Consider the following 12,802-nt stretch of genomic DNA (forward strand, 5'->3'; position numbering starts at 1 on the left):
TGTTGCGGGGAAAAGGGAGTTCATTGCCTGGACAGGCCCAGCCGTGGATACAGGACATCAAACCCCTCTGTGAGCCCGTCATTGAGGGCAATCCCCACGTGACCGCCGTTGGGCACTTCGTAATAGGTCACCGTCATCCCGGACGCCCGCGCAGCCGCGGAGACCGCTTTGGCTGCGGCCACGTAGGTGACGTCATCCGAGCCGGCGGTGAAAACCGCCGTCGTATCCGGAAACTGTTTGCCCTTCATGATGTTGATGGGCTTTTGGGCGTCGTAGTCCGCCTGGTTTCCGTTGAAGATGGTGGCGAGGTTGCCTTCAGGATCTTCGGCGCCCGGAAACTCCTCGCCGGAGATATCCACCACGTTCCCCCACATGTCCGGGTACTTCACGGCGAAGGAAATGGCGCACTGGCCACCGTTGGAATAACCGGCAATGGTCCAATCCTTGCGGTCGGTCAGAATGTTCAGGTTTGCCTTGGCCCAGTTGACCACGTCCACATTGATGTAGGTCTGGACCTTGCCGTACGTGGACGTGTCCAAACACAGGGTGTCGTTCTGGTCGGGTCCGATCTGGTCGGCAACGATCGCGATGGGCGCCAGGCCGTTGTTCCGGGCTGCGAACTCATCCAGTGCCGCGGAGACGTACTGCGGATCGGGAAGCCCGGGCTGACCCATCATGAGCACAAACAAGGGCAGCTGCGGTGGATTCGCGGTGAGCGCGGCCGGTGGAAGATAGATGCCGGCGGGGCGGGCGTCGAAGCCGGACGCGGTGGCAGGAATCACCTGTGTTCCCACTTTGCCTTGGGTTGGCATGCCGGACGGGGGTTTCCAGTGCTGCCACAGGGGCCCGGCTGGGTTGGTGGCGTTGGGATCGGGCTTGTTCAGGGCGATGGCGCCCTCCGTGGAAACGCCGAAGGCGGAGCCCAGCGTTTTGTTGAGCCCAAACTCGGTGTTGATGCCCAGCGCGGCCACCAGCATGAAGACCGGAATGGATACCGCGGCCACCACCTTCCGCCACGCCGGGCTGTGCCGGAAGCTCACCAGGGCCAAACCCAGCGCACCGCAGCCGGCAAGCGCCCAGAACCACACCCTCGGCGTAAGGCCCACGTGGAAAACGTCCAGCACGTCCTCCACCACCCACACGGTGATGGCGCCGGCCACCACCGCCGCCGCTATGGCAATGGTGGCAGTCAGTGCCCAGCGGGCAGTGGGACGCAGGAACAGCACAAGGAAGAACACGACGCCGGTCACCACCGCGGCGGTCATGACTGCGGGACCGCTGATTTCGATTTTCAGGATGGTGTCCAGCAAGGCCGGGATCCCTTCCGGAGGTCAGCTGAAGCACTGCCGGCACAGCTGCGGTGTATCCAGGCGGGGCGTTTCATGCGGCCGGCTCCCTGGCGATCATTTGCCGCAGCAGGCCGGCGCTTTGTGCCGGGGAGAGCCCCGGCAGGTACGCCGATCCCACAGCGACGCCGATGGCGGGCAGGGCCAGCGGTTCGGGGTAATACATGTACAGCGTGCGATGGTCAGGCTGGAACCTGGATTTGAAGGCTGCAAGGGACTTGAAGCCGTACATGGGTTCCAGGGCATTGCCCAGCAGGGTCAGGACGCGGTCCAGTGCGCTGTGATCGCCCTCCCCGGAGTCCTGTCCGCTGTTGGCCAGGGGCGAGCCGGACAGGGAAATCCGGGTGACCTGCTCCTTGAAGTGGATCACGGCTGAGGCAATCAGGAATTCCATGACGCCTTTGAACCCGGTTGTGCGACGGCGCATGAAGTCCAGGGTCCAACCGGACACCGTTCCGTCCGTGAAGACGGGCAGCCAACTGGTGACTCCGTGCACCAGGCCGTCGTCGTCCACGGCCACGCAGCACACGACCTCGGGGTCCTTGAGCTCATTGAGGCCGCCCAGGGTGAAACCCATTTCCGGGAGGGCTTTGTCCGCAACCCATTCCTCGGAGATCTCCGCCAGTTGCGCCCTGATTCCCGGCGGCATGTCCTGGTAGTGGTACCAGTAGTCCTTGATGGACAGCTTCCCGGCCCGGTTCAGCGCGGTGCGGACGTTCTGCCATTCCTTGCCCTTGAACGTCATGGACTGGACGTTCAACAGTGTCTCCTCTGCCACTTCCAGCTTGCTGAAGCCCTGGGGGAGGAGCGGAGCATCCAGCTGGTCCGTTGCCGAGTAGAAGCACGGGATGAGCCCCAGGCGCGAGCAGTGTGCCAGGAAGCCTGTTGCCGCAGCGTCATGGTGTTCAGCTGCGCCGATCGGGCCGGCTACCGTCAGGGCCACGCCATTGTGGACCTGGTAGGCGATTCCGGCCGTCCTGTCCGGCGTGAACCAGTATTGGTTGCCGTCCCACAGTGTCATCCAGGAAAGGCTTCCGCCGCCGTGGTGCAGGAGCTCGCGGGCATGTCCCAGGTCGGCGGCCGGATCCATGGCAATCATGCGGAACCGCCTGAAGTTGTTCAGCACCAGCACCAGGATGCACAGCCAAATGATGTCCCCGCCCAGGCCGTACAGGACGGTGCTGAGAAGCCCCTGCGGGAGGGCTACAACGAACGGCACGGGAAAAGGCACCAGGATGTGCGTCAATTGCCCGGCCAGGTCCAGCAGCGTGGACCTGCCCGGATTGCCCTCCAGGAACCAGAAGGCCGCATAGAGGACAACGGCCGCGACGGCCAGGGTCAGCGATATCCGGCCCAAGGTGCGGTATCCGGCGTCGCTGGACTCCACTTGGAACTTGTGCCGGTTGGCCACCAGCAGGCTCAATACGATGATCGGTGCCAGCACGGCGGGGACCGCGTACAGCAGCAGGTACCCAAAGTCGTCTGCCTCCAGCGTGACCTCGGGATCGGTGACGTATTGGGTGATGGACAGCACGGTGACGGCGGCCAGATACGCTTGGATCACCAGCGTGAGGCGGTAGGCCAGGCGGCGCCCGCGCCTGAGCCCCTCGGCGCACACGAGGAGCAGCAGGACCGGTATGAGGGTGAGGATGGTGGCCCCGAAGCTTTGCACGCCAACGATCCCCTGCAGGGTGACGCAGTTGGTGTCATTGCCGCAGGCCTCACGGACCTCGTTGGCATCCGGACTGGCCTGGAGCATAATCTCCGAAACCACAGAGAGCGGACCCACCTCCCAGGTCCCGGTCAGTTGCGTCAAAAGCGGCCCGACGGCGAAGACGCCCACCACGGTGCCCACGAGGAACCGTGATTCCCGGATTGTAGAAGAATGAAACGAACCCCCGCTGCGTTTCAGGACGAGGGACTGCACGGCCCACCCCGCCAGGATGCCGATCACGGCGCCGGCCAGAGCCTGCAGGCTCTGGGCGACGCCGACGAACAATGCGAACATCAGCGTTCCGGCCAGCAGCCACGTCCTGAGTCGGCGTCGCCAGAGGGAGGCGAGGGCCGCCGTCGTGAATCCCAACGCGGCGGTTGCACCACCGTAGGCGCCAACCGCGTACTCACCACCAAGAAAGCTCAGCCATTGATCGCTGGCGTCGGTCCCGAAGGTCACCAGGCCGGTCAGCACCACAGCGCTCAGGACCGAGCCCACGGCAAAGGCGGCCAGGGCAATCCACGGACCCAGGATCCGTTCCGCGATCCCCACCCCCAGAAGGATGGCTGCAGTACAAGCGATGTAGTCCAACAATGATGAGGCAAAGAAGGCCGACGTCAGGACCGACCACCACGGACCGGGCTCGGTGGCCAGGCCCAGCCCGACTTGTTCCAGCAAGGTCTCTTCCGGACCGTTCAGGAGGCTCCCGGTCACGGCTCCCAGTATCCAGAGCAACACTGCAAGGGCCAAGGTGAGTGGCAGCCTTCTGACGGTGGAAACGCTCCGAAGTGTTCGCCTGATTGCCACGGCCGTGCTCATGTAGTGTCCCCTCACCGGTCCGGCGCCGGTTAAGCCCGGTCCGGCACCATTCTGCCTTGCCCAGGGCCGCAGGGGGAGAGGGTGGGGCTGTGGCGGTCCGGGGGATATTTCCGGTGAGGGCTAGTCGCGGTTCCAGGGACCGGGATTGACCCTGTAAAGCACCGCAGCGCCGATGACTGCCCCCAGCAGTGCCCCGTAAAGTGCGCCGCCGGCCGCACGGCCAATGAGTGTTCCGATGACTGCACCGATCACGACGCCCAGAAAGAGGCCACGGCCGTTGCGATGGGGTTTGCGGGTCATGGTCACAGCCTACGGTGCTAGTGGATGGACGGAACGGTCCGTGGCCGGACAATCAGCCACAAAGCGGTGATGGAGCCGAGGATGCAGACCGCCATGACCGAGCCCATGGGAACGGCCGAACCGACGCCGAGCCAGCCAACCACCGGCGGCACGATGCCCGCCATCATGAACTGGGACGCGCCCAGCAGTGAAGCAGCAGTGCCCGCTTGCGCTCCATGGTTGGCCAGTGACAGGACCTGCACGCAGGGAAACATGAAGCCGGTGGCGCAGATGTAGAACCACAGGGGAACCAGAATTCCCCAGAGTCCTGCACCCAGAAGGTCCAGGACCACGATCAGTGCCGCCAGGAACACCATCACAAGGGTGGCGCCGGCCACGATCCATTGAGGGGCCACCCTGCGGATGAGCCGGGAGCTGATCTGAACGCCCGCCACGATTCCCAGGGAGTTGATGCCAAACAGAATTCCGTATTGCTGCGGCGAGAAGCCGTAAACGTTCTGGAAAAGGAACGTGGACGCTGAAAGGTAGGCAAAGAGGCCGCCGAAGTTGAGGCTTCCCACCAGGACCATGCCAACGAAAATCCTGTCGCTCAGGACGCTCTTGTAGCGTTGGCGGACTGTGACCGTGGATTTTCCGCGTTGTTCAGCCGGGAGGGTCTCCTTGATGAAGAAAATCGATGCCAGGATCACCAGCAGGCCGTAGGACGCCAGGAAGTAGAAGATTCCCGGCCAAGGAAAGGCCAGCAGCAGCTGGGATCCGATGACCGGTGCAAGGATCGGGGCAAGTCCGTTGACCAGGGACATGCGGGAAAACATCCGGACCATCGAATAGCCGTGGAAGAGGTCCCGGACCATTGCCATCGCCACCACGCCGCCACCGGCGGCGCCGATGCCCATGAGCACCCTGAACAATGACAACCAGCCAATGTCCGTCGCCAGCGCCGCGCCGATCGACGAGGCGATGTGTACCGCCGTGGCCAGGATCAGGGGAAGCCGCCGCCCCACCTTGTCACTGAAGGGGCCCACCACCAGTTGTCCCAGGCCGAACCCGACGGTGGTGCCCGTCAACGTCAGTTGGATGGCAGCCGCGGAGACGTCAAAGCTTTTCTCGAGCGCGGGGAATGCGGGAAGGTACAGGTCAATAGTGAACGGACCAAGAGCGGTGAGGGCGCCCAGCAGAAGGATGTAGACAAGTTTTTCGCGTCGGCTGAGTGAATCACCGGGAGCAGTTGGAGAGGTCACGATCATCCATCCTATGGCCTGGATCATCGTTGGGTATGGCTTGGATCATATTTAAAGTCCCCGCGTCGGATGCGCCACGGACCGTACCCGAAAGTTAAGCAGGAACCTGAATGATAGTTTTGTGGACAGGTGCCCGCGGCGATCTCCATCCGGCCGTGTGCGCAATCACCAAGCCCAGAGGAAGCAGTTAGGCGGAATCCATGAGTGGACGTCACACCGGCAGGACCAGCCAAGGACCCGCCATACGAACTTTGCCGAAGACCCTCAAGCTTGTTGCGCGCCTGGCCCCGCGGCAGATCAATGATGAGATCGCCCTGGCCAAGGTGGAACTCAAGCGCAAGGCCACCCAGGTTGGCGTCGCAGGCGCTTTCTTCGGAGTAGCACTGGTCTTCCTCGCGCTGCTGGTGATCGCCTTGGTGGTTGCTGCAATTCTGGGGTTGGCAACCATCATGCCTGGCTGGCTGGCTGCGCTGGTTGTCGCCGCATTCTTCCTGGTGATTGTTGCCATCGCGGCGCTGATCGGGCTGGCCAAATTCAAGAAGGCCATGCCTCTGATGCCGGAGGACACCATCCGGGGTATCAAGCACGACCTCGGCATTGCCAAGGAGGGCTCACACTTCGACGAGTCCGTCCTTGACCCGAATTCGCCAGCTGCCAAGGCCGCCAAAGCCCAAAAGGAAGCGGCCGCTGAGAAGGCCAAGGCTGAAAAGGCTGCCAAGGAGGCAACCAAGGAAGCGGATGCAGTCAAGGCACCCACCGAAGGCGAACTCCGGTCGCGCCTGACCAGGCGTCGCCAGCACCTCACCGGGGTCCGCGACGAACTTGGCGAGCAGCTGGACGTCAAGAAGCAGGGCCAGGCGCTGTTGGACAGCGCCACTGGAAAGTTCCGGGAAGGCAAAGACGTGGCTGCTGCCCGCTTGGCTGACCTGAACGACTCTGTGCCCAACACCGTCACCGAACGCATGTCAGCGCACTGGAAGGATCTTGCCGCATTCGCTGCGGCCGCAGTGGTATTCGTTGTTGCCTTGCGGAAGTTGCTGAAAAAGTAACACCTGCACCAGGCGCCAAATACCGGGAACGAGGAAGGGGGCCCACGTGAGGTTGATTGGTGCCGGCTCGCGTCCTGGCCGCCCCCAGGTGGACCACGACGCCATCCTCACCGTTCCCAACGCCATTACAGTCCTTCGCTTTATGGGCGTGCCGTTGTTTGTGTGGTTGGTCCTCGCCCAAAAGGAGTACGGCTTCGCGGTCCTGGTGCTGGTGGTCATGGGCAGTACCGATTGGGTGGATGGCTACGTCGCCCGTCGCTTCGACCAAACGTCCAAGCTCGGCAGGATCCTGGATCCCATGGCGGACAGGGCGGCACTCCTGGCCGTTGCCCTGACGTTGGTGATTGCCGGCGTCGTGCAGTGGTGGTATCTCGCTGCGCTGCTGGTTCCCGATGCCATCCTTGCCGTTGCTTCGCTGGTGTACTTCCGCAACCACCCGGATCTTCCCGTGAGCATCATCGGAAAAATCCGGACGGGACTCCTGCTGGTCGGTACGCCGTTGCTGGTTTTGTCCAAATTGCCGATACCGTTCACTGAGGTTTACTTTGTGGGCGCATGGACGTTCCTGGGGCTGGGTCTCGCGGGACATTGGATAGCTGCCTACAACTATTTCTGGGCTATTTTGCGTAAGGGTAAAGATCTGAAAACCAACGACGGCGAACTCAGCTGATGGTCTGGCTTGCGGTTTTCCTCGCGGTCATGGGTGCCTTCTTCCTTGCCATCGGCGCTCAACGCCAGGGGAGCGCGGTCAAGGCGGACACAGGTGGCTTGGCGCTCAGCTCCAACGGTTTCCTCAGGCTGCTGCGAAATCCCCGCTGGATGCTCGGCTTGCTTTTCCTTGCACTGGGAATGGCCATGAATGCCGTAGCACTGGTTTCCGCGCCGCTCACCGTGGTGCAACCCATCGGTGCCATAGCACTGGTCATCACCACGGTGGTCAACGCCAAAGACCAAGGCCTCACCATCAACAGGGCCACGGTGGTGGCGATTACCTGCTGCGTCACCGGCTCCGCGGCGTTCGTGCTCCTGGCGGTCAACGTGACCCAGGAAAACCACCACGTCAACGCTGAGGATGAGCTGACAATTGTCCTGTTGCTCGCCCTCGCCGTGGGACTGTTCGGAACTCTGGCGGTGCTGTTCAAACACCGTATGAGCGCATTCATCTACATTCTGGGGGCAGGTGTCCTTTTTGGATTCGTTGCAGTGCTGACCCGCATCATCGGCAAGCATCTGCTGGATCCCAACGGACTCTTCCTGCTCAATGTCCAGTGGTACACCCTGATAGCCATTGCCGCTGCGGGTGGACTGGGTTCCTGGTTCGTCCAAAGCGCCTACTCGGGCGGCCCCCCGGATCTGGTGATCGCCGGCCTGACAGTCATCGACCCCATGGTGGGAATTGCGATCGGCATTGTGATCCTTGGTGAGCTTCGTCCCGATGTCCACGCCGTCATGGCGATAGCAATGGCTGCGGCGGCTTCCCTTGCTATCGTGGGAGTCATAGCGCTGAGCCGGCATCACCCGGAAGTCACCAAACGCAAGAAGGAAGCCAAGGCGGCCAACCGTAAGGCCCAGGGCTGACGATTTACCTTGCGCCCCCGCTTTGTTGCGGGCGGCAAACCGGCGACACCGCAGCTGTGGATTCATCACCGCTGTCCGCACCGTGACCATCAGGAGTTCTCCACGTGACCATTCCCGACACCAACAAACCCCTCACTATCCTGATTGCGGCGGACACCTACCCGCCGCACGTCAACGGAGCCGCGCAGTTCGGCTACCGCTTGGCCAAGGGAATGACGGCGCGCGGACACAACGTGCACGTCCTGGCTTGCCGGCAGGACAAGGGCAAGAGCTTCTCCGAGTTCCGGGATGAGGCGACGGTCCACCGTCTCCGCTCCCACGGGGTATTCACCCATGAGTACTTCCGGATTTGCTTCCCCTGGGAAATCAAGAAGGAAATCAGCCTGCTTTTCGACAAAGTGCAGCCCGACGTAGTGCACATCCAAAGCCACTACATGATTGGCGAGCAGGTACTGTACGAGGCCGTCAGGCGAGGCATCAGGATCGTGGCCACCAACCACTTCATGCCGGAAAACCTGAACCCGTTCCTGCCGTTCCCGGCATGGTTCAAGGACATCGTGGGACGTGTTTCCTGGAAGGACATGGGCAAGGTCATGGGCCAGGCCGATGTGGTCACTACACCCACTCCGCTTGCTGCCAAAGCCATGCACCAGCATGCTTTCCTGCGTAAGGTGCTGCCGTTGTCCAACGGCATCGACTCTTCTGCGTACGAACTCCTTCCGGGCGAGATCATTGAGCCCCACACCCACCCCACGGTTCTTTTTGCCGGCCGGTTGGCCGAAGAAAAGCACGTCAACGTTTTGATTGACGCTGTTGCCAAGACGCCGCGCGAGCTCAACGTCCACCTTGAGATCGTGGGAGGCGGGGAGGTCCGGCCCGCCCTGGAAGCCCAGGTTGCACGGCTCGGTTTGGGAGACAGGGTGAAGTTCCTCGGCCTGGCCAGCGATGAAGACCTTCGGGAGGCGTACATCAAGGCCGACATCTTCTGCATGCCCGGCACTGCAGAGCTCCAGTCACTGGTGACCCTGGAAGCCATGTCCGCGTCCACGCCCGTTCTTTTGGCCAATGCCATGGCCCTGCCGCACCTGGTCCGCGACGGTGAGAACGGTTACCTGTTCACCCCCAACGACAGCGACGAGCTGGCCGGGAAAATCACCAAGTTGGTGGAGCTTCCCGAGGACCAGCTGAAGGCCATGGGCAAGCTCAGCCGCGAGATGGTGGAGCCCCACAGCCTCAACGGCACCCTGCAGACCTTTGAGGACCTCTACCGCGGAGCGTCCTACGAGGACATGGTGGTGTGACCCGAGCACTGCTTCCCAGCCATTAGTATTGCTAGAGTGCTTTTCCCGGTGAGGAGATTTTTCTTCGGACCGGGCAGCGCATGGGGCTATAGCTCAGCTGGTTAGAGCGCGGGACTCATAATCCTAAGGTCCTCGGTTCAAGTCCGAGTAGCCCTACTTTTACACGGAGAACTTTTACACGGAGAGCCGTGGTTGACGAGGAATCGTCGGCCACGGCTCTTTTGCGTTGCGCGTCACAGCGCCTTTTGGTAAGTTACTGATCAGTAACTTAGTCAGTCGGCGCCACGGCTGTCCGATACACGCCGGGCACGGGCGCTCACCTGACGCTGACGGGGTCGAAGCCGACCACCTTGAAGGAGCGCACATGTCCAACGCCGCATTTGATGCCAGTACCCTCCCGTATGCGGACGGTGACTTCTACGCCTTCGAGCAGATGCTGACGGGCAAGGAGCGGGACCGCCTCGCAGAGGTCCGGGAATTTTTGGCCCGCGAAGTCAAGCCGATCGCCGTCGACTGTTGGAATCGGGGCGAATTCCCCATGGACCTGATCCCCAAGCTTGCCGAGTTGGATCTGGTCAGCCCCGTCCGCCGCCAGGGCTACTCCAACCTCTTTGCCGGCATGCTGCACGCCGAAGTGACGCGCGCAGACGCCTCGATCGCCACGTTCATGGGTGTCCACGACGGACTCTTTACCGGCTCGATCGAGGCCCTTGCGTCCCAAGAGCAAAAGGATGCGTGGCTCCCGGACATCTACGCGCTGAAAAAGATCGGCGCGTTCGGGCTGACCGAACCCTTGGGTGGTTCGGATGTTGCCGGTGGAACCCGGACCACCGCACAGCGCGATGGTGACAGCTGGATCCTCAACGGGGCCAAGCGCTGGATCGGAAACGCCACGTTCTCTGACTGGGTTGTCATCTATGCCCGCGATGTCGCCGACAACCAGGTGAAAGCGTTCCTGGTGGACACCACGCTGCCGGGCTTCTCCGCGAGCAAGATCGAGAACAAGATTTCCCTGCGAACCGTCCAGAATGCTGACATTACTTTGGACAACGTAGTGGTCCCCGACTTCTTCAAGTTGGCCAACGCCAACAGCTTCCGTGACACCAACAAGGTGCTCAAAGTGACGCGGTTGGCAGTGGCGTGGCAGGCTGTGGGCCTGCAGATGGCTGCCTTCGATGTCGCCCGCAGCTACGCCGTGGAGCGCCAGCAGTTCGGGCGCCCCTTGGCGGCATTCCAGTTGGTGCAGAACCAGTTGGTGCAGATCCTCGGCAACACGGTGGCGTCCATGGGCATGATGGTGCGACTTGCGCAGTTGGAGGACGCCGGAGTGGCCAAGGACGAGCAGTCCGCACTGGCCAAGGCCTTCGCCACCGCCCGCATGCGGGAGAGCGTAGCCCTGGGCCGGGGCATTCTTGGCGGAAACGGCATTGTCACCGATTACGGCATGGCCAAGATCTTTTCCGACGCGGAAGCCATCTACTCCTACGAAGGCACCCACGAGATCAACACCCTGGTGACCGGCCGGGCCATCACAGGAGTCTCCGCCATCGTCTAGGACTTCGCTTTCTCCATCCATCCTCCCGCATCTCCCTTCCAGCAACCGGCGTCATGGTCCGACTCAGCCCAGCGGCAGCAGCACCGAGGGCCGCATGTCCTGGACCAGGTCCAAAGGATTGATGTAGGTGCCGTCCTGCCTGACTCCCCAGTGCAGGCAGGTGATGGTGCCGCAGTGCCCGGGCTCCAGGGTCCCGATGGGTTGTCCCTTGTTCACGGGGTCGCCGGGTTTGAGGGTGCTGGCAACGGGTTCGAAGCTGCTTTTCAGCCCGCTGTGGTCGATGGTCAGGACCGGGCGGTCCACCACGGTGCCGCTGAAAGTGACCACGCCGTCCGCCGGCGAGGTGACCTGGGCGCCGTCGAACGATGGCCCCAGGTCGACGCCGCGGTGACCGCTGAGCCACGGCTTATCAGGCGGATCGAAGGCCCGCTGGAGTCCCGGTTTGGGGGAGAGGGGCCAGCTCCAGTGGGTTTTGCCCGGCGAGCCGGCTGCCGGTGATGTGGAGAAAAGTGCGGTCGGTGCGGAGAAGAACACCAACGTGGTCAGCAGCAGTGCCAAAGGCTTGGAGATCGTCATGGGTTCCAGTCTTCCGAGGGGACCGGTGGCCTTCCAGACCCGCACTGCAGTATGTGGATAACCACTGCTGCGGACGGTCAAACCGGCGGACCTGCTGTAGTACACTTATTGGAGCAGTTTGCTGTGCCCTCAAGCTTGTTCAGAAGCATGTCTCATTCAGATATGCGGGGGTCCCAAGCTGACTACGCGTATCCAGCCCTCCACCAGCGAAGCCCTTGGCTTCAGGCTGCGGAGGATTGTGCCTCTTGCGGTCCGCCTGAGCTTTATGCCCGGGTCGGATGAGAAGCGCAATGGATGCCAGGAGCCACGCCCGTCCGGGTCAAGGCTAAACAACCGTCAACTATTGGCAGGGTAAGAGCAGCCCCATGGGCTCTCTCATGAATGACCTGCCGGAAGGAGCGTCGGCATGCCCGTCGTAACCATGCGCCAGCTGCTTGACAGCGGCGTCCACTTTGGACACCAGACCCGCCGTTGGAACCCGAAGATGAAGCGATTCATCTTCACGGAGCGCAACGGCATCTACATCATTGACCTCCAGCAGTCGCTGTCCTACATCGACCGCGCCTTCGAGTTCGTCAAGGCTACTGTCGCCCACGGCGGCACCGTCCTCTTCGTTGGTACCAAGAAGCAGGCACAGGAAGCCATCGCGGAGCAGGCTACCCGCGTGGGTCAGCCTTACGTGAACCAGCGCTGGCTTGGTGGCATGCTCACCAACTTCCAGACTGTCGCCAAGCGCATCCAGCGCATGAAGGAACTCGAAGAGATTGACTTCGACGACGTCGCCGGCTCGGCTTACACCAAGAAGGAGCTCCTGCTCCTCAAGCGCGAGCTCACCAAGCTCGAAGCCAACCTCGGTGGTATCCGCAACCTGACCAAGGCTCCCTCGGTTCTCTGGGTTGTAGACACCAAGAAGGAACACCTTGCTGTTGACGAAGCCAAGAAGCTCAACATCCCCGTTGTTGCCATCCTGGACACCAACTGCGATCCCGACGAAGTTGATTTCCCGATCCCGGGTAACGACGACGCCATCCGCTCCGTGAACCTGCTCACCCGCGTTGTTGCCGACGCCGTAGCTGAGGGCCTCATCGCCCGCAACCAGCGCGCCACCGGCACCACCGAAGCTCCGGAAGAGCCCCTGGCCGAGTGGGAGCGCGAACTCCTCGAAGGCAGCAAGGCAGAAGCTGCTGCAGCAGAAGCCCCCGCCGAAGAAGCTCCGGCAGCCGAGGCTCCCGCAGTAACCGAAGCCGCTGCAGGCGAAGCCGAAGCAGCCAAGTAAATCTGGACCTTCCCTGATGCCGGAAACAGCATCAGGGGCATCTGACA

11 protein-coding genes and 1 tRNA gene are annotated in these 12,802 nt (G+C 62.2%); 7 read left to right on the top strand and 5 right to left on the bottom strand.

The genetic code is table 11. The features are described from left to right. Positions 1–20 precede the first annotated feature (20 nt). The 4 genes from JOE60_RS06465 to JOE60_RS06480 all read right to left on the bottom strand — a co-directional run bounded on the left by JOE60_RS06465 (position 21) and on the right by JOE60_RS06480 (position 5,426). The gene (locus JOE60_RS06465) at positions 21–1,310 is read right to left on the bottom strand and encodes an alpha/beta hydrolase (protein WP_239528827.1); all 1,290 of its coding nucleotides are present in this window, start codon (positions 1,308–1,310) and stop codon (positions 21–23) included. 70 nt (positions 1,311–1,380) lie between these two features. Next, positions 1,381–3,774 (bottom strand): phosphatidylglycerol lysyltransferase domain-containing protein, encoded by a 2,394-nt coding sequence (locus JOE60_RS06470; protein WP_314324383.1) that lies wholly within the window; start codon positions 3,772–3,774, stop codon positions 1,381–1,383. A 225-nt stretch (positions 3,775–3,999) separates the two neighbouring features. Next, the gene (locus JOE60_RS06475; RefSeq protein ID WP_167264808.1) at positions 4,000–4,179 is read right to left on the bottom strand and encodes a glycine zipper domain-containing protein; all 180 of its coding nucleotides are present in this window, start codon (positions 4,177–4,179) and stop codon (positions 4,000–4,002) included. Positions 4,180–4,196: 17 nt separating this feature from the next. Continuing rightward, a complete protein-coding gene (locus tag JOE60_RS06480; RefSeq protein WP_167264809.1) occupies positions 4,197–5,426 on the bottom strand; it encodes a multidrug effflux MFS transporter in 1,230 nt (409 codons plus the stop codon). A gap of 194 nt (positions 5,427–5,620) precedes the next feature. On the opposite strand from JOE60_RS06480, the gene JOE60_RS06485 reads away from it, so the two are divergent. The 6 genes from JOE60_RS06485 (at position 5,621) to JOE60_RS06510 (ending at position 10,903) form a co-directional block, all read left to right on the top strand. Continuing rightward, positions 5,621–6,469: a phage holin family protein gene (locus tag JOE60_RS06485; RefSeq protein ID WP_167264810.1), complete on the top strand. Its 849-nt coding sequence runs from the start codon at positions 5,621–5,623 to the stop codon at positions 6,467–6,469. Positions 6,470–6,515: 46 nt separating this feature from the next. Continuing rightward, a complete protein-coding gene (locus JOE60_RS06490) occupies positions 6,516–7,139 on the top strand; it encodes a CDP-alcohol phosphatidyltransferase family protein (RefSeq protein WP_167264811.1) in 624 nt (207 codons plus the stop codon). Continuing rightward, positions 7,139–8,047, top strand: coding sequence for a DMT family transporter (locus tag JOE60_RS06495; RefSeq protein WP_167264812.1), 909 nt, complete (start codon positions 7,139–7,141; stop codon positions 8,045–8,047). Before JOE60_RS06490 ends, JOE60_RS06495 begins: the two co-directional genes overlap by 1 nt. Before the next feature lie 104 nt (positions 8,048–8,151). Continuing rightward, entirely contained in the window at positions 8,152–9,348 is a 1,197-nt protein-coding gene (locus JOE60_RS06500; RefSeq protein WP_167264813.1) for a glycosyltransferase, read from the top strand. 82 nt (positions 9,349–9,430) lie between these two features. Then, positions 9,431–9,504 (top strand) — tRNA-Ile (locus JOE60_RS06505). A gap of 208 nt (positions 9,505–9,712) precedes the next feature. Beyond that, positions 9,713–10,903 (top strand): acyl-CoA dehydrogenase family protein, encoded by a 1,191-nt coding sequence (locus tag JOE60_RS06510; protein ID WP_167264814.1) that lies wholly within the window; start codon positions 9,713–9,715, stop codon positions 10,901–10,903. 63 nt (positions 10,904–10,966) lie between these two features. Here the strand turns inward: JOE60_RS06510 and JOE60_RS06515 are convergent, their stop codons facing one another. After that, positions 10,967–11,479, bottom strand: a complete 513-nt coding sequence (locus JOE60_RS06515; protein ID WP_167264815.1) for a M23 family metallopeptidase — start codon at positions 11,477–11,479, stop codon at positions 10,967–10,969. A 406-nt stretch (positions 11,480–11,885) separates the two neighbouring features. Here JOE60_RS06515 and rpsB point away from each other — a divergent pair, with 406 nt between their 5' ends. Then, a complete protein-coding gene (rpsB, locus tag JOE60_RS06520) occupies positions 11,886–12,755 on the top strand; it encodes a 30S ribosomal protein S2 (RefSeq protein ID WP_167264816.1) in 870 nt (289 codons plus the stop codon). Positions 12,756–12,802: the final 47 nt, after the last annotated feature.

Origin of the sequence: Paenarthrobacter ilicis, assembly GCF_016907545.1 — a bacterium.
In the GTDB taxonomy this organism is placed as follows: Bacteria; Actinomycetota; Actinomycetes; order Actinomycetales; family Micrococcaceae; genus Arthrobacter; species Arthrobacter ilicis.